This is a genomic window from Winogradskyella sp. 3972H.M.0a.05 (assembly GCF_040493455.1).
Taxonomy (GTDB): domain Bacteria; phylum Bacteroidota; class Bacteroidia; order Flavobacteriales; family Flavobacteriaceae; genus Microcosmobacter.
Genome location: NZ_JANFDA010000002.1, coordinates 204,427 through 226,964 on the forward strand (window position 1 = coordinate 204,427; position 22,538 = coordinate 226,964).

General features: G+C 35.5%; 19 protein-coding genes. 15 read left to right on the forward strand and 4 right to left on the reverse strand.

The features are described 5' to 3' along the window. Both NCE97_RS04330 and hutH read right to left on the reverse strand, forming a co-directional pair. Window positions 1-1,939 (reverse strand): HYR-like domain-containing protein (locus NCE97_RS04330; RefSeq protein ID WP_503065195.1); only part of this gene is annotated, 1,939 nt, incomplete at its 3' end. A 362-nt stretch (window positions 1,940-2,301) separates the two neighbouring features. Continuing rightward, the gene (hutH, locus tag NCE97_RS04335) at window positions 2,302-3,813 is read right to left on the reverse strand and encodes a histidine ammonia-lyase (RefSeq protein WP_353777664.1); all 1,512 of its coding nucleotides are present in this window, start codon (window positions 3,811-3,813) and stop codon (window positions 2,302-2,304) included. A 126-nt stretch (window positions 3,814-3,939) separates the two neighbouring features. Between hutH and NCE97_RS04340 the strand changes: the two genes are divergently transcribed. Next, entirely contained in the window at window positions 3,940-4,980 is a 1,041-nt protein-coding gene (locus NCE97_RS04340) for a TlpA family protein disulfide reductase (RefSeq protein ID WP_353777665.1), read from the forward strand. A 47-nt stretch (window positions 4,981-5,027) separates the two neighbouring features. Here NCE97_RS04340 and NCE97_RS04345 read toward each other — a convergent pair whose 3' ends face one another. Further along, complete coding sequence (locus NCE97_RS04345) at window positions 5,028-6,572, reverse strand: NAD(P)H-hydrate dehydratase (RefSeq protein WP_353777666.1); 1,545 nt, start codon at window positions 6,570-6,572, stop codon at window positions 5,028-5,030. A 176-nt stretch (window positions 6,573-6,748) separates the two neighbouring features. On the opposite strand from NCE97_RS04345, the gene thrA reads away from it, so the two are divergent. From thrA to fusA, 5 genes are all read left to right on the forward strand, one after another. Next, entirely contained in the window at window positions 6,749-9,196 is a 2,448-nt protein-coding gene (thrA, locus tag NCE97_RS04350) for a bifunctional aspartate kinase/homoserine dehydrogenase I (protein ID WP_353777667.1), read from the forward strand. Between the two features lies 1 nt (window position 9,197). After that, window positions 9,198-10,121, forward strand: a complete 924-nt coding sequence (locus NCE97_RS04355; RefSeq protein ID WP_353777668.1) for a homoserine kinase — start codon at window positions 9,198-9,200, stop codon at window positions 10,119-10,121. After that, window positions 10,118-11,416 (forward strand): threonine synthase, encoded by a 1,299-nt coding sequence (gene thrC, locus NCE97_RS04360; RefSeq protein ID WP_353777669.1) that lies wholly within the window; start codon window positions 10,118-10,120, stop codon window positions 11,414-11,416. The genes NCE97_RS04355 and thrC overlap by 4 nt, the downstream gene beginning before the upstream one ends. A gap of 22 nt (window positions 11,417-11,438) precedes the next feature. After that, complete coding sequence (locus NCE97_RS04365) at window positions 11,439-12,245, forward strand: DUF1853 family protein (RefSeq protein ID WP_353777670.1); 807 nt, start codon at window positions 11,439-11,441, stop codon at window positions 12,243-12,245. A gap of 392 nt (window positions 12,246-12,637) precedes the next feature. Next, window positions 12,638-14,710, forward strand: a complete 2,073-nt coding sequence (gene fusA / locus NCE97_RS04370; protein ID WP_353777671.1) for an elongation factor G — start codon at window positions 12,638-12,640, stop codon at window positions 14,708-14,710. 67 nt (window positions 14,711-14,777) lie between these two features. On the opposite strand, the gene NCE97_RS04375 is transcribed toward fusA, so the two are convergent. Next, the gene (locus NCE97_RS04375) at window positions 14,778-15,476 is read right to left on the reverse strand and encodes a hypothetical protein (protein WP_353777672.1); all 699 of its coding nucleotides are present in this window, start codon (window positions 15,474-15,476) and stop codon (window positions 14,778-14,780) included. Window positions 15,477-15,643: 167 nt separating this feature from the next. On the opposite strand from NCE97_RS04375, the gene gcvT reads away from it, so the two are divergent. The 9 genes from gcvT to NCE97_RS04420 all read left to right on the forward strand — a co-directional run bounded on the left by gcvT (window position 15,644) and on the right by NCE97_RS04420 (window position 22,502). Beyond that, complete coding sequence (gene gcvT / locus NCE97_RS04380; RefSeq protein WP_353777673.1) at window positions 15,644-16,726, forward strand: glycine cleavage system aminomethyltransferase GcvT; 1,083 nt, start codon at window positions 15,644-15,646, stop codon at window positions 16,724-16,726. A 29-nt stretch (window positions 16,727-16,755) separates the two neighbouring features. Further along, the gene (locus NCE97_RS04385) at window positions 16,756-17,586 is read left to right on the forward strand and encodes a sugar nucleotide-binding protein (protein ID WP_353777674.1); all 831 of its coding nucleotides are present in this window, start codon (window positions 16,756-16,758) and stop codon (window positions 17,584-17,586) included. A gap of 54 nt (window positions 17,587-17,640) precedes the next feature. Then, entirely contained in the window at window positions 17,641-17,934 is a 294-nt protein-coding gene (locus NCE97_RS04390; RefSeq protein WP_353777675.1) for a 4a-hydroxytetrahydrobiopterin dehydratase, read from the forward strand. A 66-nt stretch (window positions 17,935-18,000) separates the two neighbouring features. Beyond that, window positions 18,001-18,720, forward strand: coding sequence for a YebC/PmpR family DNA-binding transcriptional regulator (locus NCE97_RS04395; protein WP_353777676.1), 720 nt, complete (start codon window positions 18,001-18,003; stop codon window positions 18,718-18,720). 225 nt (window positions 18,721-18,945) lie between these two features. Then, complete coding sequence (locus NCE97_RS04400; protein ID WP_353777677.1) at window positions 18,946-19,566, forward strand: DUF4240 domain-containing protein; 621 nt, start codon at window positions 18,946-18,948, stop codon at window positions 19,564-19,566. A gap of 154 nt (window positions 19,567-19,720) precedes the next feature. After that, on the forward strand, window positions 19,721-20,350 hold the full coding sequence (locus NCE97_RS04405; protein ID WP_353777678.1) for a hypothetical protein: 630 nt from the start codon (window positions 19,721-19,723) through the stop codon (window positions 20,348-20,350). A 165-nt stretch (window positions 20,351-20,515) separates the two neighbouring features. After that, the gene (locus NCE97_RS04410; RefSeq protein ID WP_353777679.1) at window positions 20,516-20,884 is read left to right on the forward strand and encodes a hypothetical protein; all 369 of its coding nucleotides are present in this window, start codon (window positions 20,516-20,518) and stop codon (window positions 20,882-20,884) included. A 169-nt stretch (window positions 20,885-21,053) separates the two neighbouring features. Next, a complete protein-coding gene (locus NCE97_RS04415; RefSeq protein ID WP_353777680.1) occupies window positions 21,054-21,788 on the forward strand; it encodes a DUF7003 family protein in 735 nt (244 codons plus the stop codon). 81 nt (window positions 21,789-21,869) lie between these two features. Next, window positions 21,870-22,502, forward strand: a complete 633-nt coding sequence (locus tag NCE97_RS04420; protein WP_353777681.1) for a hypothetical protein — start codon at window positions 21,870-21,872, stop codon at window positions 22,500-22,502. Window positions 22,503-22,538 lie beyond the last annotated feature (36 nt).

Consider the following 22,538-nt stretch of genomic DNA (forward strand, 5'->3'; position numbering starts at 1 on the left):
CTACAGTCTCATCTGCAGGGATAGTCAATTCTGGATCAGTTGTATCAACAACAGTAATTACTTGACTTTCGATAGTCTTATTATCACAGTTATCTGTAGCTTCCCAGATTCTGATGATTGTATAGCTGTCTTCACATTCTCCTTCTTCTATCTTCTCTTCAACAAAAACAACATCTACATCATCATCACAGTTATCTGTAGCAGAAGCTTCTCCAATTTCTGGAATAGAATCACACTCTACAGTTTCGTCAGCAGGAACTGTTAATACAGGGTTTGTAGTATCTACAACAGTGATAGTTTGAGACAATGTTGTCTTGTTATCACAATCGTCATATGCAGTCCAAGTTCTGATGATAGTGTAGCTATCTTCACAATCTCCAGGAACGACTTCTTCTCCATCGTATATAATTCCAACTTCATCATCACAGTTATCCGTAGCAGAAGCTTCTCCAACTTCAGGAATAGCATCGCACTCTACAGTTTCATCATCTGGGATAATTAATTCAGGAGACTTATTGTCAATTACAATAACCGTTTGCTCTGCAGTCGCAGTACGTCCACAGTCATCTTCGAAGAAATAAGAAATTATGAACTCTCCACAGTCTTCTGTGAAAGGCTCAAAAGCTCCTTGTACTTGACCATTAATAGCACAAGCTCCTTTATCTACTCCATTAGAGTAGCTTAAATAAGGTGCTTCAAATTCAGCTAGGTCTTCACAAAAAACTTCTAATGTTTTTGGATCTTCAAATACAGCTTCTGGAGCTGGGTTTACTGTAATAGTTTGTGTAGCAGAAACTGAGTTACCACAGTTATCTGTAGCTGTCCATGTTCTTACTAGTACTCCACCTTCACAAGCTAAGCCTAAGTTAGAATCATCAACAACTAATTGAATATCTACATCTTCATCACAGTTATCTGTAGCTGAAGGAGATCCTTCTTGTACTTCTGGAATTTCATCTATACAGTCTACTGTAAGATCTTCAGGAATATTAGATAGTTCAGGGTCTGTGTTATCGTTTCCTTTGAAACTGATTTTTATAGGTTCAGCTTCATTACCACATTCATCTACTATTGTATATGTGTATTGAGCTTTCCAACCACAATCGTCTCCTTTAGAGCTTTCTGTCTTAACTACAGTAATTTCACCACAGTTATCAGAGAATAAATCTTTAACTTCTTGCTCTGTTGGTCCTTGCTCTTTGTTTGCAAAACACTCTTCTGAAGTGCCTCCTTCTAAAATGCTTAAGTCTGCATCTGGGTTTAATTGTGGTGCTTCATTGTCACCTCCAGAGTACTCAACTTTAACATCTCCCATGTACTGGTTTCCACAGGCATCAACAACTGTATATTCATAGATCACACTCCACTCACAGTCATCACCAACTGGCTCTCCAGTTTTAGTAACTATAGGGATGCTACAGTTGTCTTTAAACAAGTCAACAATATCTTGCTCACTTGGCCCCTCAGGAATTTCATCAAAGCAAAGATTCAATTCAGCCTCTCCTGTTGGGAGTTCTGCCACAAGATATGGCGCTTCTTGATCTCTACCAATGAAAATTTCCTTATGTAAAATAAGGGCTTCTGGGTTTTCAATATAATCTCCACAGTAGTATGTGTAGATTACTTGCCAACCACAATCATCTCCTTGAAGATCCTGTTCTACAGAGAATACCAGCTCAGGGCAGGCTTCTCCAAAAAGCATCTCCAAATCATTTTGATCAAACGTCGGGCCAGGTGCGTTGTCAGCACAAAGGTTGAGTTCCACACTAGGCGCAATTTGTTGACCAAACACCGAGCTTGTATTAAACGCAAAAAGCATCATAAAGGCCAAAGCCCAGATGCTACTTTTCTGTTTAATACCAAACTTAGCGCAACACGATAAATTTGTGACAGCTTGCCAAAATTTGACAGTACTACCACATCGGGTAAAATTGCTCATAAACATAACATTTGGTTTTAAATTAAAATTATCTTAACATATTTATATACATAAACACAACTCAACCACAGTCTTAGCTGTAGTTAAATCAGTAATGGATGTAACACGAGTTAAGTGCTACAAACACAATAGATTGAAGTATCAATTTGATACTTAAATCATATCAATAAATTTGCTAATAATCAATTGTTGTGCTATTAAACAATTTGATAAGGTAAGAACCAAGAAATGGAATTTCGTTGGTTTTATGATTAGTGTTGTAGGTGGCACCAATCAATTCAAAAATATATTTAAAATTAAAGTCTACCAAATAAATTTAGCATTTTTTTCACTAAAATCCCTTTGGTCTTTTTTTTCTACGTTTAATCGAAAAGCAACTCATTTTCAATGCAAAAATCATCGATAAACTGAATTGACTCCTTAATCTGATTATGAAAAACTTGGTCTTCTGAAACAAATTTAACTTCCTCTCTATAAGCTCTTAAGAAGGACTCTATAAAATCTGATGAACGTTTTGGCGACCTAAAACTTAATGCTTGTGAAGCATTGAAGAGTTCTATCGCTAAAATACGTTTCACATTAATTATTAGTTGCAACGCTTGAGTTGCAGCATTTGCCCCCATACTTACATGATCTTCCTGCCCATTTGAAGACACAATTGAATCTATACTCGCTGGTGTTGCAAGTTGTTTATTAGCACTAACAATACTTGCAGCAGTATACTGTGGTATCATAAATCCGGAGTTTAACCCAGGGTTATCTACCAAAAACGTAGGCAAGCCTCTTAGACCTGAAACCAATTGAAATATTCGGCGTTCAGAAATGTTACCCAACTCTGCCATGGCTACCTTTAAATAGTCTAATGCTAATGCTAATGGTTGTCCATGGAAATTTCCTCCAGAAATAATCTCATCTTCATTTATAAAAATGTTTGGATTATCTGTCACAGAATTGATCTCGGTAACAAATACCTTTTCTATATGAGATAAAGCATCTTTGGTTGCACCATGCACCTGAGGAATACATCTAAATGAATATGGATCTTGAACATGTGCTTTTGGCTGGTTAATGATTTCACTACCTTCAACAAACTCTCTAACACGTTTTGCTGTAGCCAATTGCCCATTATGAGGTCTAACCAAATGTACCAATTCATTAAATGGTTCTATTCGACCATCATAAGCCTCGAGAGAAATGCTCCCAACTAAATCTGCTAAATATGAAAGCTTGTAGGATTCCAATAAACTGTAAATACCATAAGCACTCATAAATTGTGTCCCATTAAGAAGCGCTAAACCTTCCTTAGACTTTAATTGAATTGTAGACCAATTGAATTCTTCCAGAATTACTTCAGAAGATACTATCTCTCCTTTATAAAACACCTCTCCCTTACCAATTAATGGTAGAGACAAATGTGCGAGCGGTGCTAAATCTCCTGATGCTCCTAATGATCCTTGTGTGTAAACTACTGGTAATATGTCATTATTGTAAAACGCTACAAGACGCTCTACAGTTTCTAATTGCACACCACTATGTCCGTAACTGAGGGATTGTATTTTTAGAAAGAGCATGAGTTTAACAATGGTATTTGGCACCATATCTCCTGTACCACATGCATGGGACATTACCAAATTCTCTTGAAGCTTAGTGAGATTTTCATTAGAAATCTTCACATTATATAATGATCCAAAGCCTGTGTTAATTCCATAAATAGGATCATTCTGCCGTTCCATCCTATTATCGAGATAAGTTCTACAACTCGTAATCTTCTGTTTTGCAGAATCTGAAAGTTCTAAAAGTTTATCGCTAAGTAAAATGTCGCTAATGTCTTCGAGACTTAAATGATCATTTGATATTGTATGGTAAGTACTCATTTGTATTATTTAATCTCCCAAAAGTCTATATTCAGTTAGTAATATGCAACAAATGTTAATAAGTAATATAATTTAGGCTAAATAGCTTCTAAATGCTATTTTTGGGAAAACCTAAAATCTAATCTTATGAAAAAATTGTTATTGCTTTTCTGTGCGATATGTGTATTATCATGTAAGGAAGAGCCTAAAGATTATGCTACCGTTTCTGGTAAAATACTGAATCCACATGAAGATAAAACCTTAACGATCTTCAAAGGAAAAGAATACACCAAAGAAATAAAAATTAATGATGACGGTACATTTAGTGATACATTGAAAGTTGCTGAAGGCGATTATACGTTAAAACATGGTGCTGAGTATGGAAACATATTCCTAAAGAATGGTTTCGTATCTTCTTTTGAAACCGATTATGAAGATTTTGACAGTAAATTGACTTACAGTGGTGATGGTGCTGACATCAATAACTTTGGAATAAAATCCTACTTAATCTCTAATGATTATTTTACGGATGAGCTTTTCGATAGTGGTACTAAGGAGGACTTAGACAAAGCAGTAGTTGCTTACGAAAAGGGTTATCAAGATTTAATGGATAGCTATCAAGGCTTAGATTCTCTACACAAAGCTAATGGCCAAAAAAATATGGAAAGTACTGTAAAGTCGCTTAAAAGGTATTTGTCTGGCAAAATAGCCTTAAGAGAAGCTTTACCTAAAGGAACTGCTTCTCCAACATTCACTAATTACGAAAACTACGCTGGTGGTACTACTTCATTAGATGACCTTAAGGGTAAATATCTTTACCTAGACATTTGGGCTACATGGTGTGGGCCTTGTAAGCGTGAGATTCCATCTTTAAAGAAAGTTGAAAAGGAATTTCATGGAAAAAACATTGAGTTTGTAAGTATCTCTGTTGATAATGGTAGAGGATACAAAGACAAGTCTATGGAAGCTGCAAAGGAAGGCTGGAAAAAGATGATTGCTGACAAAGAACTTGGAGGTATTCAACTTTTAGCTGATAAAGCCTGGGAGTCTGATTTTATTAAAAATTATAAGATTGATGGTATTCCAAGATTTATTCTTATAGATCCTGAAGGAAATATCGTTAGTGCAGATGCACCAAGACCTTCTAATCCTAAGTTAGTAGAAATGCTCAAAGAATTGAACATTTAATAGTTTTCAATATAAAATTATAAAGGCGGCTCAGTGAGCCGCCTTTTTTATTGTTCTTCTTGTTGTTCTTGAGGTTGTTCTGGCTGTTTAAACAAATCTATATAAGCTTCTCCCAAATACTCTATAACATTACTTGCAATTAAACTTTGATACCCAAAGTCTTCAAGAGCAATATCCGCAGATCTTCCGTGTAAGTATACGCCAAATAAAGCCGCAACTATAGGCTCATAACCCTGTGCTAACAATCCTGTAATAATTCCTGTTAAAACATCTCCAGTACCAGCAGTTGCTAAACCTGGATTTCCAGTTGAGTTGACATAGAGCTTATCTCCAAAAACAGTAACCGTGTGTGCTCCTTTTATAACTAAAATACACTTATAGCGCTTAGAAAATGACTTCGCCTTTTTTAGCTTATCAAAATCATCTTTCCATTTTCCGATTAATCGTTCTAGCTCTTTAGGATGTGGCGTGAGAATAACTTGTTCTGGCAAGAGTTTAGCTAAAGCTTTCTTCTTAGCGATAATGTTCAAACCATCTGCATCGACAACCATTGGAAGCTTATTTTCCCCTAAAAATGCTTCAAAAGCTGCTACAGTTTCTTTACTTGTTCCTACTCCAATACCAAAACCAATAACATCTGCTTCAATATTGTGCTTAATCGAGGTTATAGTATTATCATCAATATCAGTAGCAACCATAGCTTCTGGCAATGCAGTTTGCATTATCGTATAGCCACATTTAGGGACGAAGGAAGATACCAACCCGCTCCCTGATACTAAAGCAGCTCTACTCGCCAAAATCACAGAACCAATCTTTCCGTAACTACCACCTATAATTAGGCTATGACCATGAGTTCCTTTGTTCGCAAACTTTTCACGTGGCCTATACATCGATAACACTTCGTACTTGCCTATAAGTTCTGCTTCTGTGACTGTAGTAAACAAAAACTCAGGATCTATGCCTATATCTAGTATTTCCCATTGCACTGTGTATTTTGCAGTATCCGGAAGGAAGAACACTAATTTCGGAGATTGAAAACTCAATGTGTAATTAGCCTGAACAACTCCATTTTCATCTTCAGGAATTTTATCGGTATACAACCCTGACGGAACATCAATAGAGAGTGTAAATGCTTTTGAATTTTTAAAATGCGTAAACAACGCTTTCACCCAATCATCTGCTTGGCGATTGAGCCCAATACCAAATACGGCATCAACAATTATATCTTCTTTTTGAATAACAGGAAAATCTTCTTCACATGTTAGAAGTTCTGGCCATTCCTTTGTAGTGTTCTTAATACGGTCATAATTAATCAAAAAATCCTTGGAGCGCTTATCACTGTAATTTACCACATAAGTCTTCACATTATAACCATGAGTCACTAAATGCCTCGCAACGACTAACCCATCTCCTCCATTATTTCCAATTCCACAAAATACATGAATCGGAACTTGTGCACCTTGCATTCGCATATGTAGCCAGTTGAATATTTGAATTCCTGCACGCTCCATAAGCTCTGTAGAAGAAATATTCTGACGCTGAGCAGTAAGCTTATCGCCTTGGTAAATTTGTTCTTTAGAAAATATTTTCATTCAGTTAATTGCTTTATTTTCAGATTAAAAAAGACCCTTAAACGAAATTATAAGGCTTTCGCTCTAAAAAACTGTATTTAATTTTTTTATAGTCGTAAAAATAATACATTTGAGAAGCTTATTAGAATAAGCCCTGAACTAATTAAAAACGACCATAAAATCTAACACTTACTAAGATGAAAGTCTTAAAATTCGGCGGAACTTCAGTAGGATCTGCCAAAATGATAGAGAATGTCATTGCCATCTTAAAAAATTACTCCAAAGATGATCAGGTTATTTGTGTAGTTTCCGCTGTTGGAGGCATTACAGACCATCTTCTAAAAGCTGGGCAATTGGCTAAAGAAAAGGATGAAGATTACATCATAGAATATAAAGCCATTAAGGATAAGCATACTAGTATTGTCAAAGCCTTGATACCACAAAAGAATGAAGCCGTTTTAGGTTATATTAAAGACCGATTGAGCGAACTAAAAAGCTTATTGGATGGCATCTATTTGATCAATGAATTGTCACCTAAGACATCTGACAAGCTTACTAGTTTTGGTGAATTAATGTCGTCTTACATTATCGCGCAAGCACTAAAGAGCAAACGTATTTCTGCACAACGCAAGAATTCGCAAGAACTTATAGTAACAGATTCAAATTTTACTAAGGCAGAAGTCAACACAGATAAAACGAATAAGGCAATAGTAGCTTATTTCAAATCAGCTAAAGAGCGTATTACAATTCTTCCTGGATTTATATCAAGATCAGAATCTGGTGAAAGCACAACACTAGGCAGAGGCGGATCAGATTTTACCGCATCTATTATTGCTTCGGCATTAAAGGTGGATGTTTTAGAAATTTGGACTGATGTAAGCGGAATGTTTACTGCTAATCCAAAATTGGTAAAACAAGCCTTACCAATCAAACGCTTATCCTATCAAGAAGCTATGGAACTTTCGCATTTTGGAGCAAAGGTCTTATATGCTCCGACAGTACAGCCAGCTTTGGATGCCAAGATTCCTATTTTAATAAAAAACACATTAGAGCCTAAAGCTGAAGGCACCATTATATCTGACGAAAGCACTATCAGTAATGGTTCACCAGTAAAAGGGTTGAGCCATATTAGTAACATCGCTTTGTTAACGCTACAAGGAAGCGGAATGGTTGGTGTCCCTGGATTTTCAAAGCGTTTGTTTGAAACTCTAGCAAGTGAAAAAATAAATATCATACTTATCACTCAAGCTTCATCAGAACACTCAATATGTTTTGGTATTGAAGAAAGTGATGCCGAAAGGGCTAAACAAGCTATTCATGACACCTTTGAGTATGAAATATCTTTACACAAGATAGACCCAATAGAGGTAGAAACAGATCTTTCTATTGTTGCTCTCGTAGGCGACAAAATGAAAGACCATCAAGGCATTAGCGGAAAGATGTTCAGTAGTATGGGTAAAAATAATATTAATGTTAGAGCAATTGCCCAAGGCGCTTCTGAACGGAATATTTCTGCTGTAATAAAAAACAACGATGTAAAGAAGGCTTTAAACTCTTTACACGAGCGCTTCTTCGAAGTTAAGACCAAGCGCCTAAACGTATTTATCACTGGTGTTGGTAATGTTGGAGAGCGTCTACTAGATCAAATAGATAATCAGAAAAGTTATTTACAAAACAACTTAAAGATGAATATTCGTGTTGTTGGATTATCTAATTCCAAAAAAATGATATTCAATTCTGAAGGTATAAATCTAGAACAATGGCCTTCAGCGCTTAGAAGAGGCGACAAAGCAGACCTAAAAGGCTTTTTGGACGCAGCAATACAAATGAACTTGCGCAACAGTATTTTCATTGATATCACTGCAAGTCAAAAAGTATCCGATATGTATGCAGATTATCTCAAGCAAAGTATTGCTGTAATTGCTTGCAATAAAATTGCATGTTCTAGTGATTACGATCACTACAAAAATTTGAAACAATTATCGCTAAAATACAATGCACCTTTCTTATATGAAACCAATGTTGGCGCAGGTTTACCAGTAATCGACACTTTAAATAATTTGGTCGCATCTGGTGATAAAATCACTTCAATACAAGCGGTGTTGTCAGGAAGCTTGAATTTTATTTTCAATAATTACAATGATAGAAAAAACTTCCACGATACAGTAAAACAAGCTCAATTTGAAGGCTACACTGAACCAGACCCAAGAGTGGATTTAAGTGGAGTTGATGTAGCAAGAAAGATTTTAATCTTAGCTCGAGAAAGTGGTATTGTGATGAATATTGAAGACATCACCAACGATACATTCCTGACAAAAGCCAATTTAGAAGTCAATACTGTTGATGATTTCTATGAAACTCTCATCGAAGACGAATCGCATTTCCAAAAACTATATGAATCAGCTACATCCAAAAACTGCAAGCTAAAGTATGTTGCTGAATACAAAAAAGGTAAGGCTACGATTGGTCTGAAAGAAATACCTGTAGAACATCCTTTTTACAATCTTGAAGGAAAGGATAATATTGTAATGTTCTATTCGCAACGCTATCCTAAATACCCTATGATAATTAAAGGTGCTGGCGCTGGAGCTGATGTGACAGCTTCTGGGCTATTTGCAGATATTATACGAATTGGAAATAACTAATATGGCAGATTCGATCAAAATATTTGCGCCTGCCACAGTGGCAAACCTATCATGTGGATTTGATGCTCTCGCTCTTGCTTTAGCTGGAAAAGGTGATGAAATGGTTTTTACCAAAACAGATTCTGGTGAATTAAAAATTACCAAGATTGAAGGTGCTAATCTTCCATACGATATTGATGATAATTTAGTAGGAACCGTAGCCAAGGCTATGCTAGCTGAGGCTAATGTTGATCTTGGAATAGATATAGAAATCTATAAAGGTTTTAAACCAGGAAGTGGCTTGGGATCGAGTGCTGCAAGTGCAGCAGGTACAGCTGTTGCTGTAAATCACCTATTAGGAAATCCATTTTCAAACTTAGAGCTTACAAAGTTTGCCATGCTAGGAGAAGAAGCTGCTTGCGGATCACAGATCGCAGATAACGTATCTGCGGCTATTTATGGTGGCTTTGTTTTGGTAAGAAGTTATGAGCCATTAGAAATCGTAAGCTTACCTGTTCCAGATGATTTATATGTCACTGCGCTTCACCCTCAGATTGAAATAAAAACAGAAGATGCCAGAAATATTTTGCCCAAAGAAGTGCCATTAAAAACAGCTATTTACCAATGGGCAAATGTTGGTGGTTTTATAAGCGGTTTGTATCAAAATGACTATGAGCTTATAAGCAGATCATTACAAGATCATATCGTGGAACCTGCTAGAAAACGCTTGATTCCTCATTTCGATGCGGTAAAAGCTGCTGCCATGAATGTTGGTGCGCTAGGTTCTGGAATATCTGGTGCAGGCCCTACAATTTTTGCACTTTCAAAAGGAAAGGAAACATCAGAGAACGTGAAAAATGCTATGCAAAGCGTATATGAAGGAAAAGAGATTCCTTTCAATATTTTTAATTCAGAAATAAATACTTCAGGAGTTCAAATTATATGAATTACTACAGCTTAAACAGACAGGCTCCAGATGCATCATTCAGAGAAGCCGTAATTAGAGGATTAGCGCCAGATAAAGGATTGTATTTTCCTGAATCTATTACGCCGTTACCAAAATCCTTTTTTGACAATATTGATGCCTTAAGCTATTCAGAAATTGCCTTTGAAGCCATCAAACAATTCATTGTACCCGAAATCCCTGAAGATCAGCTGAAACGCATCATTGAAGAAACACTATCTTTTGATTTCCCTGTAGTAGAACTTACTGAGAACATTTCTACTTTGGAGCTATTTCACGGTCCTACGATGGCATTCAAAGACGTTGGTGCACGTTTTATGGCGCGTTGCTTAGGCTATTTTAATAAGGCTAATACCGAAGAAGTGACGGTTTTAGTAGCGACATCTGGTGACACTGGAGGTGCCGTAGCCAATGGATTTTTGGGTGTTAAAGGTGTTAATGTAGTTATCCTTTACCCTTCAGGAAAAGTAAGTGATATTCAAGAAAAACAGTTGACCACTTTGGGACAGAATATTACAGCCTTGGAAGTGGATGGTGTTTTTGATGATTGCCAAGATATGGTAAAGCGTGCTTTTCTGGACGATGCTTTGACTAGTCAAATGCAGTTAACCTCAGCCAATTCCATTAATGTAGCGCGTTGGTTACCGCAATTGTTTTATTTTATGTTTGCATACAAGCAGTTGCACAACAAGCACAATGATATAGTATTTACGGTTCCTAGCGGTAATTTTGGAAACATTTGTGCTGGTATGATGGCACAGCAATTAGGGCTTCCTGTGAAACATTTCGTTGCAGCAAATAATGCCAACCATGTAGTAACTACTTATTTGCAAACTCAAGAATATAATCCGCAACCTACAACGCCAACAATAAGCAATGCTATGGATGTTGGAAATCCTAGCAATTTTGTGCGCATTCAAGAGATTTACAAGAATGATTTTGAAACGCTAAAAGCTAACCTTACCTCCTATCACTTTACAGACGATGCTACCAAAACGGCAATGCTTGAACTGTATAAAAATCATAATTACGTTGCCGATCCTCATGGAGCTGTAGGTTATTTGGGTTGCAAAGACTATTTAAAGACTAATCCTAATGCCCATTGCGTCTTTTTAGAAACGGCACATCCTGTAAAGTTTCTAGATGTAGTTGAAGAGGTTGTTGAGGAAAAGCAGCCACTACCAAAGCAAATACAAGCTGTGATGGACAAAGAAAAAGCTTCTATAAAGATCAGTAATTATGAAGAGTTAAAAGGTTTTTTACTCTCAAAAAACTAGCCTAGCATTTATCTTTGTATCAATGCAAACGCTCAATAATTCTTATCGGTTTCAAGGTTTTATAAACACTCCTAATCTTTGGGAAAATGATGAGGTATATGGACTACCACAATTTCATATAGAACCTTCTGGCAAGCCTTACAAACACACATACAATAAGCCTTTAAGGCTGGGTAAGTTAGTAGAGCGTTTTTTGATTCATGAGCTGCAGCAACGTTCTCATATTTCGATTATTTCCGAAAATCATCAAGTACAAGATGGCACATTAACCCTTGGTGAATTGGATTGCTTATTACTTTTGAAAAACATACCAATTCATTTAGAGATCGTATACAAATTTTATCTCTATGATGCTTCAGTTGGAACTACTATTTTAGATCACTGGATTGGACCAAATCGCAGAGATAGCCTGGTGAAAAAGTTAAATAAACTCAAAGAAAAACAACTTCCACTACTCCACCATCCTATTACTAAATCATGGGTAAAATCTCTAGGTTATCATTCTGAAAAGTTTGGTCAACTAGTTTGTTTTAAGGCGCAACTATTTCTGCCTTATGCAGATAAAGACATAGACATTACTCCTCTAAACCAAACTTGTATTCAAGGTTATTATTTGACACCTAGTCAACTTTCAGAATTTAAAGATTGTAAATTCTATATTCCAAAAAAGTTAGATTGGTTAATGGACATACCAATACATATTGATTGGCTCACTTTTGAAGCTTTCAGAATAAAACTAAACGAATTCCTAGCAGAAAAAAGTGCTCCTCTCTGTTGGGTGAAACGACCCAATGGCGAAACACTAAAACTCTTTGTCGTGTGGTGGTGAAACCAATCTACCGGTTGACTAATTGTAATATTTTTTTACATTTGCACACATCATTAGATTAAACACAATGACATTATTCGTTAAACATATCAATGTAACTGCCTTAAACAGAGCAATTAGAGCTGTGTATTTTGGTAGTATGAGACAACGAATCTAAGCGAAGACCATCTTTATAAGTTATATAAGGCCTCTCGTTTAGAGAGGTTTTTTTGTACTACCAACTTTCGTCACCCAAAAATTTATTGTACAGACAAAAAATCTTATGAAGCTACTATTATCAATACTGTTTTTATTAATCCGAGAGATTCGGGAGAGGTAGCTATTGTCTTTACTCAAACATTAATGGCCTCTCTTTTTGGGAGGCTTTTTTATTACTTTTAAAACTTATAAAAATGAAACGAATATTAAATCTTAGAAATATAGGAATCATAGCTCATGTCGATGCTGGTAAAACAACTGTAACAGAACGTATGTTGTATTATACTGGTCTTATACATAAGTTAGGAAACGTAGACGATGGAAATACTGTAACAGATAGCGATCCTCAAGAAGCGAAACGAGGCATCACAATTTCTTCTTCTGCAGTATCTACCAAATGGCAATTCGATGCTAAAATGTATGATATCAATATTATTGATACTCCTGGACACGTTGATTTTGCTATAGAAGTAGAACGCTCATTAAGAATATTGGATGGCGCTGTAGCTGTTTTTTGTGCCGCTTCTGGTGTACAATCTCAGTCAGAATCTGTTTGGTCACAGTCTGATAAATATGAAGTTCCAAAGATTGGATTCATAAATAAAATGGATCGTATTGGAGCAGATTTCTTTAAAACTGTAGATCAAATAGAATATACTTTTGGTGTACAAACTCTATTGCTACAAATTCCTATTGGAAGTGGTGATGATTTTGAGGGTGTTATTGACCTGATTTCTCGGAAGGCTTTGTATTGGAATAAAGCAGATTCTGGACGCACATGGAACGAAACGCAGATTCCTGAAGACTATCTGAATATTGTCCAAGTACGTAGGAGCAGGTTATTAGAACAAATAGCTGAACAAGACGATATCTTCATGCAGTTATATCTTGAAGACAAAGATTTTTCGCAGGAAGCTATCAATGAAGCTATTCGTAGAATAACACTTCTGAGAAAGGCTGTTCCTATTTTGTGTGGTTCAGCATTCAAGAATATTGGTGTACAGCCGTTATTAAATGCGGTTGGCTTGTATTTGCCTTCACCTTTAGATCTTGATGCAATTGAAGGATTTGATCCTATACAAGAAACTGTACAAATACGTAAGAGACTAAGCACAGAGACACGTACAGCTTTTGTTTTCAAGGTCTTGACAGACAAATACATTGGAAAACTAGCAATGGTACGCTTGTATTCTGGTATTATCAAACCTGGGGATTCATTCATTAATTCTCGTACTCAACAAAAAGAAAGAGTAAGTAGAATCATTAGAATCCAAGCAGATAAGATGATAGAGATGGAACAAGCCGAAGCAGGAGATATTTGTGGTTTGGTGGGTGTAAAAAGCGTAACCACTGGAGATACATTATCCGAATTGAATTCGCCTTTTGTTTTAGAAGCGATTCAATTCCCAAATCCAGTGATAAGCTTAGCGATTGAGCCTAAGTATAGAAATGACGAAAAGAAGTTTGCCGATGCCTTATCAAAGCTAGCAAGTGAAGATCCTTCGTTGCATGTTAAGGTCGATCAGCAGACAGGTCAAACATTATTTTTAGGAATGGGTGAATTACATCTAGAGGTACGTTTGGAAACCCTAAGAAGTCAATTTGGTATTGAAGTCAATAAAGGTGAACCAAAAGTATCTTACATGGAGCAATTGGTTAAAACCGTTACCCACAGAGAACTTTTTAAAAAGCAATCTGGTGGTGATGGACAATATGCAGATATTTCATTTGAAATTGGTCCTAGAGATGATAACGAGGAAGGCCTACTATTTATTAATAATATAAAAGGTGGAGTCATTCCTAGGGAGTTCATACCTAATGTTGAAAAAGGATTTCAAAAGGCTATGGTATCTGGAGTTTTACTAGGTTATCCTGTAAAAGGCATGAAAGTTACTTTGTTCGACGGAGGAACTCATGCAACAGATTCTCATGGATACGATTTTGAAACAGCTGCTGAAAAAGGTTTTAAAGTTGCTGCTATGGAAGCTGGTATAGAATTATTAGAACCAATAATGATTGCTGAAATCATTTGTCCTGAAGAATTCTTAGGCAAAATTACTGGAGATGTCAACAGACGTCGTGGTATCATAAATTCTATAGAAGACAGTGATAACAAACAAAAAGTAATTGCCGAAGTTCCTTTAAAAGAGACCTTTGGTTATATTTCTACAGTAAGAACATTAACTAGTGGTAGAGGAACTGTAAGCTTACAAATGCATGCTTATAAACCTGTTCCAGCAAACATCGCTGAAGGCATGATTGCTTAAATCTAGAACGTCAAGCTTTTGCTTGACGTTCTTTATATTATACTGTTTCAATAAAGCTGTACACTAATCATTCACAATTAATTATAAAGCTTTCTCTCAGTTCATACATCTTCAATAACAAACCTTGTTTCAAGAGTAAATCATTCCACTGGCTCATAAAGCTTTTGGTCAGTGTTGGATTGGTAAGAAATTCACCCCTAAAAAAAACACTCTTCCATTCAGCATTTATTTTATTAACCTCGTCTTGGGCATGGTAAATGGATTCAATTCCCGTTAAACATTCAAAACTTGTAACACTCATATAATTGGTTTCTTTAAAAGAATTCCAAATGATATCCGTTAGACGCGCAGCGACCAACTTCGATGTTATATTCATGTCCATATCCCCTCTTAACCTCAACAAATCACCGGGCAAAGGTTCCTGTGCTTCTAAAGTAAATATCGGTTTAACTTGACTGAGAAAAGCGTCTAAAGTATCTGCAGGCACTAAAAGCTCCAAATCATTACTGATGTAATTAATCACAACATCAAAAGCTTCATATTTGGTTTTCAGCGTATTGTGATAATCCTCCAAAGCAGAATGATTATCGTCCAACTCTCTAAGAACCTGAACCATAGCGTCTTGCTTAGACTCTAATAATGCTTTATTTTGAAAATAATCGTTGATATATAGACCAGCGATAATACCAAACATGGTAGAGAAAATGGTAATAATCCAATTGTTATTGAGCCACTTATTGAATTTATTAAAACTAGTTTTGGACATATTCTTTAAGGTTTAGAACAGGTGTCATATTTTGTTTACGGTATAACACTTCGATTTTAAAAATACATAAAAATAAGATGCTTCTCTTTACGTTTTAACAGAACTTTGATAACCAAAATCGTTTAAAATTTGTGTAGATTTGCGCATCAAAATTTACTGCATACCTAATGAAAAATACTGCTTTAACTTCCACACACGAAGCATTGGGTGCCAAAATGGTACCATTTGCTGGTTATAATATGCCTGTTCAATACGAAGGTGTTAACATAGAACACGAAACTGTAAGAAACGCTGTAGGTGTATTTGATGTTAGTCACATGGGCGAATTCCTCATAGAAGGTCCAAATGCTCTTGAACTGATACAAAAAGTATGTAGCAACGATGCTAGCAAGCTTACAGTGGGTAAAGCACAGTATAGTTGCCTGCCAAATGATACTGGTGGTGTTGTAGATGACCTTATTGTATACAGAGTTAAAGATGAAACGTATTTATTGGTAGTTAATGCAAGTAATATTGAAAAAGACTGGAATTGGATTTCTTCCAAAAATGATGTTGGCGCAGAAATGCGAGATATCTCAGAAGATTTTTCACTATTAGCAATACAAGGTCCAAAGGCTGTTGAAGCTATGCAAAGTTTGAGTTCTCATGACCTATCAGAGATTAAGTTCTACAACTTTGTGGTTGGTGATTTTGCAGGTATAGAGCACGTTATTATTTCAGCAACTGGATATACAGGAAGTGGTGGTTTTGAAATTTATTGCAAGAATTCCGAAGTAAAACAGATTTGGGATAAAGTACTAGAAGCAGGTGCAGATTATGGTATCAAGCCTATTGGTTTGGCTGCTAGAGACACCTTACGATTAGAAATGGGATATTGCTTATACGGTAACGATATTGACGACACTACCTCTCCTATTGAAGCAGGTCTAAGCTGGATATGCAAATTCAATAAATCCTTTACTAATTCTGAAGCTTTAGAAGATGAAAAGCGTAGAACTCCAGAACGCAAGCTTGTAGCATTCGAATTGGATGATAGAGGTATTCCGCGTCAAGGATATGATATCGTTGATAACTCCGGAAAAACTATTGGTAATGTAACCTCTGGTACTATGAGTCCTAGCCTTGGGAAAGGTATTGGTTTGGGATATGTACCTACAGTATTTTCAGAAGTTGGAAGTAAGATCAATATTCAGGTCCGTAAAAAAGCGATTCCGGCTACTGTAGTAAAATTACCGTTTTACAAAAAATAGGTGCATCATGTTGTAATGAAGATTGATTAATGAAGCAGCACGAACAGAAACATAGAATATTAATACTCGGTGCGAGTGGCTTTTTGGGTAATGCCATTTACAGAGAGCTTTGCTCCTACTTCAAAACCTTCGGTACGTATTTCACACCTAGAAAAGAATTTGAAGACAATCAGCACTTCTTTCAATACAATGTTGAAGAAGACGATGTATACGAAATTTTAAACGCTACAAGACCCTCTATAATCATTTCAGCATTAAGAGGTGATTTTCATGCGCAAACTATAGCCCATCAACACATAGCAGAATATGTATCGCAGAACGATTGTAAAATCATATTCCTCTCCTCTGCCAATGCCTTTGATGCCTATAGTAAATATCCTAGCTACGAATTAGACAAAACCCTTAGCCATAGCATCTATGGGCACTTCAAAATAAAAATTGAAAATATGCTACTGCGTTTGCCAAAAAGGCAAGTGGTAGTCATCAGATTGCCTATGGTATTTGGTATTCAATGTCCAAGAATACAGGAGATAAAAACCAATCTCAAAGACAATGAAGCTGTTGAAATCTTTCCTAATCTCATTATGAATGTGACCATAGACACTAAGATTACACAGCAGGTTCATTATATTATCAATAGAAATAAACATGGTGTGTTTCATCTAGGAAGCACAGACTTAGTACACCACGATGATTTTATTAAAGAAATCATAGCTCTTATTACAGACAAACGTGCTAAATACAAACATGTGTATACCACAAACGAGGATCGCTATCTGGCCGTTTTACCAAAATACAATAAGCTGCCTAAGCATTTACAGATTACTAGCGAAAAAGTCCTCGAAGAGCTAAACAAATAGGTTAAAAATCCAGTAATTTTCATTACATTTAATACGGATTATTAATACACATTTATGACACCTTTATCTGAAGACTTAATCGAAAAAAAACTACTACACTTCCCAGATTGGGAATACTATGACAATGCGCTTTGGGCCGAATTTGAATTCGACAATTTCAAGGATTGTTTTAGTGCTATGAGTCGTATTGCTTTTGAGTGCGAAGCACAAAATCATCATCCGTCGTGGAGCAATGTTTACAATGTACTTACCATATCGCTATCCACACACGATGCCAATGGTGTAACTGAAAAGGATTTTAAACTTGCAGAAGCTATAGAAGCAATTGTAGAACTGCAAGAAGAATAATTTGTTTTTGCCACTTACCTTTTTAAATTTGCCATAACTGACAATTTTATAATTCTTACTTAAGATATGGGAAGAGCTTTTGAATTCCGTAAAGCACGAAAAATGAAGCGTTGGGCTGCAATGAGTAAAGCCTTTACACGCATTGGAAAAGATATTGTTATCGCTGTAAAAGAAGGCGGTCCAGACCCAGATAGTAATGCACGACTAAGAGCTGTTATACAAAACGCCAAGGCTGTAAACATGCCAAAGGACAACATCGAGCGTGCTATAAAGCGCGCTAGCGATAAAAACCAAGGCGATTTTAAAGAAGTTCTTTTTGAAGGTTATGCACCACATGGCATTGCAATCTTAGTAGAAACTGCTACAGATAACAATACCAGAACCGTTGCCAACATACGCTCTTACTTCAATAAATGCGATGGTAGCCTAGGAACACAAGGTTCTGTATCTTTTATGTTTGACCATACTTGTAATTTTAGAATTAATCCTGAAGGGCAAGATGCTGAAGAATTAGAACTAGAATTCATTGACTTTGGTGTTGAAGAAGTCTTTGTTGATGACGATGGCATACTACTTTACGGTCCTTTTGAAAGCTTTGGCGATATCCAAGCTGAGCTTGAAAAACGTGAGATAGAAATCCTTAGCTCAGGTTTTGAGCGTATCCCTCAAGTTACTAAGGCTCTTGGCGCAGAGCAAATGGCTGACGTTGAAAAGCTTCTTGAAAAAATCGAGGAAGACGACGACGTACAGAACGTCTACCATACCATGGAAGAAGTTACGGAGTAGTTTAAAACACTTATATCTTAACTCCAAGGGCTTTCCATATTTTGTAATGTTTCTTTTAAAATCAGAAAGGTTAAATCTAACCTTCTTTTGTTAATAGATTATTGGTACAAAATTGTTAATATTGGGTATATATTTACGTTACCACCAATTTGTACGATGAAACTCACGACAATAATAATTACTACATTTTTGATATTAAGTTGTAACACAAAAACGAATAACCAAATGGGAATATTTGACAAACTTTTTGGAAAAAAAGAACAAGCCAAAAATGAAACATCAAAAACATACAATCAAGAAATTGAAAAAACTAGTGAAATGCTAGATGAAACAATATTTTGGAATATAGTTAACTCTTCAGTAAAGAACACTAAAAATCAGGATGCACAAGAAAGGTTTTTAGTGAAAGAAATTGAAAAATTGACACCAAAACAAATGATTGGATTTCGATTGAGAACTGACAAACTACTTTACGACACTTATAATTCTGAAATGTGGTGTGCAGGATATATAATGAATGGAGGTTGTTCTGATGATGGATTTGAATATTTTAGGAATTGGATAATATCGAGAGGAAAAGACACTTATTACAATGCTAAAAAAAACCCCGACACATTGATTTCGGAATTTATAGAAGGCGAAGAATTTTATGACTTCGAAGGTTTTTGGTATGTTGCGCTAACAGCATTTGAGAATAAAACAGGAAAAGAGTTATACGACTATATTGCTGACGATTTCAAAACTAGTGAAGGAAATTACCCGAATTTTGAGTTCACTTGGAAAGAAGAAGAGCCTGAAACTATGAAAGCGATTTGTCCGAAGTTATTTGAAAAAATGTGGAATTAAAACTGGAGGTAACAATGTGTATAATTCATTGCTAGTTAAAGCATACATACGAAAGTCCTTGCGGACTTTCTGTCTGTGATTTATTTGCTATTAGTGCTTAAACACGCAACGAAATCATACACTAATCCGTTTTGTGTAAATTGAACAACTTACGATGAAAGTAATTTACCTCATATTCATTTCTCTATTTATTTTTTCTTGCAATAAACAGGAACGGTTTTATAGAATAGATAAGTCGATTGAAAATGATTTGAAGATTAATAAAGAGGCAGACAAAATGAGCAAATTTGGAACTGGAAATTTATCGTATTTTATTTTTTCCAATAGTAAAATGGAGAAAATGACAGATGAAAATAAACCATCTGACTTTGATTTTAAAAAAATGATTGACACTACAAATACCCTACTTCCCAATGTTTGTCACTGTCAATTCAAAAATGATACAATAAAAGTTACTGGTGGGATATTTTATGGTGGTGGAATTGGATATCAAATAAAAATGACCAAAAATGAATTTGACGGACAAATTATTATTGCATCTGACTCGAAAACTCATAAGAAAAACAATGATGGGGAATTTATTAAAGAGCTCTATCTTTCTAGTAAGAGTCAAGATATTCGATTTTACAATGACCCTGAATTCAAACTTGGCTCTTTCTTAAAAGGAAAAATAATTTTGACCTCAGAAGAGTATTTTACTAAAACATCCAATGGATTAGAAAAAGACCAAACAATTATGAAAATACTCTTTGAATGTGAGCTTTCTGAATATGAAGGATTTTAAAAATCTGCACATAACAATGGCTATAAGTAATTGCTTGAGTCTGGTATGTGCCAATTGGAATATTCTCCGAATACTCCTCACGCTATGACTTTTTGCTATCTTTAGTTCTTTAAGCAACTACTCATAGCCGAAACCGTTGGTAGTAATTTGAAAATAAAATATGTAATGAAAAAAATACTTAGCCTAATTATTTTGAGCACATTAATTTCATGTAAAAGTGAAAAAAAAGAAAGTTCTAAGGAAATTAAATCGTGGGTTTACATTGAAATGGGGTCAGAAGAAGATTCAAATAACGATGCTGTTTATGGAGAAATTTCTCAAGAACACTTAAATTTTTTAAAAGACAATACAAAGTCTGATAAACTAATCATGATTTCTAACGCTAGATTTATAGATGCAAAAGATAGTATTGTAAAAGATGTTGCATCAGGCACAAATGAAAAAGGAACGCTCTTTTACAAAATTAAAACTATTAATTATATTGAACTTTTGAAAGAAGACCCTATAAATACTAAGGTTGATTTAATAGAATAAAACGACTGCCAACAATTGCTATAAGTAATTGCTAGAACTCGCCTAGCCTTCGACAAGCTCAGGCCATCACTTCTAAAACCCTCACAGATTTTCTATTCAGTTTGTATTTGCTAATTTAGTTTCAGAAACGCGCAACTAATCATAGCCAAAACCGTTACTAAACATACGAATGAACATCTTCGGATTTAAGAAAAAACAGGAATATTCAGCAAAGGAAATACTAAAGCAACTTGATAAATGTGCTGAAGATTTTACCTTTCCGATGTTGGACAATGGCTTCGTTTATCCGATTCACTCAAAGATGAGTGCTTACCGAGATGAAAAACGATGGGCATTAATAATAGAAGTAATCGGATTTAATTATCGTGGTGGAGGACACGATGGAATTTCCAATTGTCTGCACATTTTTGGTAACTGCATAGACACAAAGCCTGGAACTGACAACGCAAACTTTTTATACATAACGGATAATAGTACTGACAACTCGACTTTTGACGAAGAATATTTGGAAAGTCTAAATCCACAGGCGAAAACTATGCTTTTGCGCGGAAAAGAATTGAGTATTAATCACAATAGAGAATTTTATCTGAATAAAGGAATTGAACTCGAAGAGGAAGACAAAATTTTCGTTTGGGAATTTATGAGAGGTTTGGAGCCTGAATATAACAATGAATTAGAGGCGACTGAAAAGGAAATAAGGGGACGAATTCCATCTGATTTACCAAAAATTATGGAACTGACTGAATGGTATCATCCAGATTGTGCTGATTCGGAACTTCCGAGTAAAAATGAAACTTTTAAACAAATAGCCAAAGTATTGGAAACTGGAAAAACTGAATTTTACGAACCAACTAATAAACCTAATAACCATTGGAAAAACTGGCCAGATGGCGGAACATTATAAAAAAGTACGTTTGGTAACAAAGTATAACCGCAACTTGCGGTTATATGAGATCATTGGGCATAATAATTATAACTGAATCTTGTGAAATTTTTAACTTCCTTATTTAATAAGCAACCTACTGCAGAAGATGTAAAAGTTTTGGTTGACAATTTTCTCAAAATTGATAAAAGGGAATTGTACAAATACCAAGATGATATTAAGCAGCTGATACGGACAATTTCTAAGGTATTGCAGACGGTTAAAAAACAAGCCAATGGCTATCCAAATAATTCTATCAACGCCAAGGTTTGGATGGATGGATTTGGACTTATTGAAAATACTAAATCCCTCTACGAATATTTTAGAACAACTGCGATGGATTCTGAAACAGAACGTTTTGCGGATTTATGGGCAGAAAGTACCTTAAGTGTATGTTCTCACTATCATCATATGGTAGGTCCTTCAATGATTGCCGCTGCAGAAATGAAAGAAAAATCTGGTGATACTCGAACTGCACTGGTTTACTACAATGCTGTTATCAAAGATTTTCAGAGTTTTACAGAATTTAACTTTGATGAGAAACCACCAAATAATGATGAAATAGCAGCCCTAAAATCCTTGAATATTGCATTAAAAAATTGCCTGAAATTAAATAATAATGAGAATTTAGAACATCTAGATCTTCTTACTAAAACCCATGGAATTTTAGAGAAATTTTCAAAAGCTAATAATTAAACTGCAAAACAACGTGTATAATTCATTACTAGAACT

Excerpts from the sequence above, each read along its gene's own strand:
- hutH (WP_353777664.1), bottom strand. The coding sequence starts at position 3,813 with ATGAGTACTTACCATACAATATCAAATGATCATTTAAGTCTCGAAGAC.
- NCE97_RS04340 (WP_353777665.1), top strand. The coding sequence starts at position 3,940 with ATGAAAAAATTGTTATTGCTTTTCTGTGCGATATGTGTATTATCATGT.
- NCE97_RS04345 (WP_353777666.1), bottom strand. The coding sequence starts at position 6,572 with ATGAAAATATTTTCTAAAGAACAAATTTACCAAGGCGATAAGCTTACT.
- thrA (WP_353777667.1), top strand. The coding sequence starts at position 6,749 with ATGAAAGTCTTAAAATTCGGCGGAACTTCAGTAGGATCTGCCAAAATG.
- NCE97_RS04355 (WP_353777668.1), top strand. The coding sequence starts at position 9,198 with ATGGCAGATTCGATCAAAATATTTGCGCCTGCCACAGTGGCAAACCTA.
- thrC (WP_353777669.1), top strand. The coding sequence starts at position 10,118 with ATGAATTACTACAGCTTAAACAGACAGGCTCCAGATGCATCATTCAGA.
- NCE97_RS04365 (WP_353777670.1), top strand. The coding sequence starts at position 11,439 with ATGCAAACGCTCAATAATTCTTATCGGTTTCAAGGTTTTATAAACACT.
- fusA (WP_353777671.1), top strand. The coding sequence starts at position 12,638 with ATGAAACGAATATTAAATCTTAGAAATATAGGAATCATAGCTCATGTC.
- NCE97_RS04375 (WP_353777672.1), bottom strand. The coding sequence starts at position 15,476 with ATGTCCAAAACTAGTTTTAATAAATTCAATAAGTGGCTCAATAACAAT.
- gcvT (WP_353777673.1), top strand. The coding sequence starts at position 15,644 with ATGAAAAATACTGCTTTAACTTCCACACACGAAGCATTGGGTGCCAAA.
- NCE97_RS04385 (WP_353777674.1), top strand. The coding sequence starts at position 16,756 with ATGAAGCAGCACGAACAGAAACATAGAATATTAATACTCGGTGCGAGT.
- NCE97_RS04390 (WP_353777675.1), top strand. The coding sequence starts at position 17,641 with ATGACACCTTTATCTGAAGACTTAATCGAAAAAAAACTACTACACTTC.
- NCE97_RS04395 (WP_353777676.1), top strand. The coding sequence starts at position 18,001 with ATGGGAAGAGCTTTTGAATTCCGTAAAGCACGAAAAATGAAGCGTTGG.
- NCE97_RS04400 (WP_353777677.1), top strand. The coding sequence starts at position 18,946 with ATGGGAATATTTGACAAACTTTTTGGAAAAAAAGAACAAGCCAAAAAT.
- NCE97_RS04405 (WP_353777678.1), top strand. The coding sequence starts at position 19,721 with ATGAAAGTAATTTACCTCATATTCATTTCTCTATTTATTTTTTCTTGC.
- NCE97_RS04410 (WP_353777679.1), top strand. The coding sequence starts at position 20,516 with ATGAAAAAAATACTTAGCCTAATTATTTTGAGCACATTAATTTCATGT.
- NCE97_RS04415 (WP_353777680.1), top strand. The coding sequence starts at position 21,054 with ATGAACATCTTCGGATTTAAGAAAAAACAGGAATATTCAGCAAAGGAA.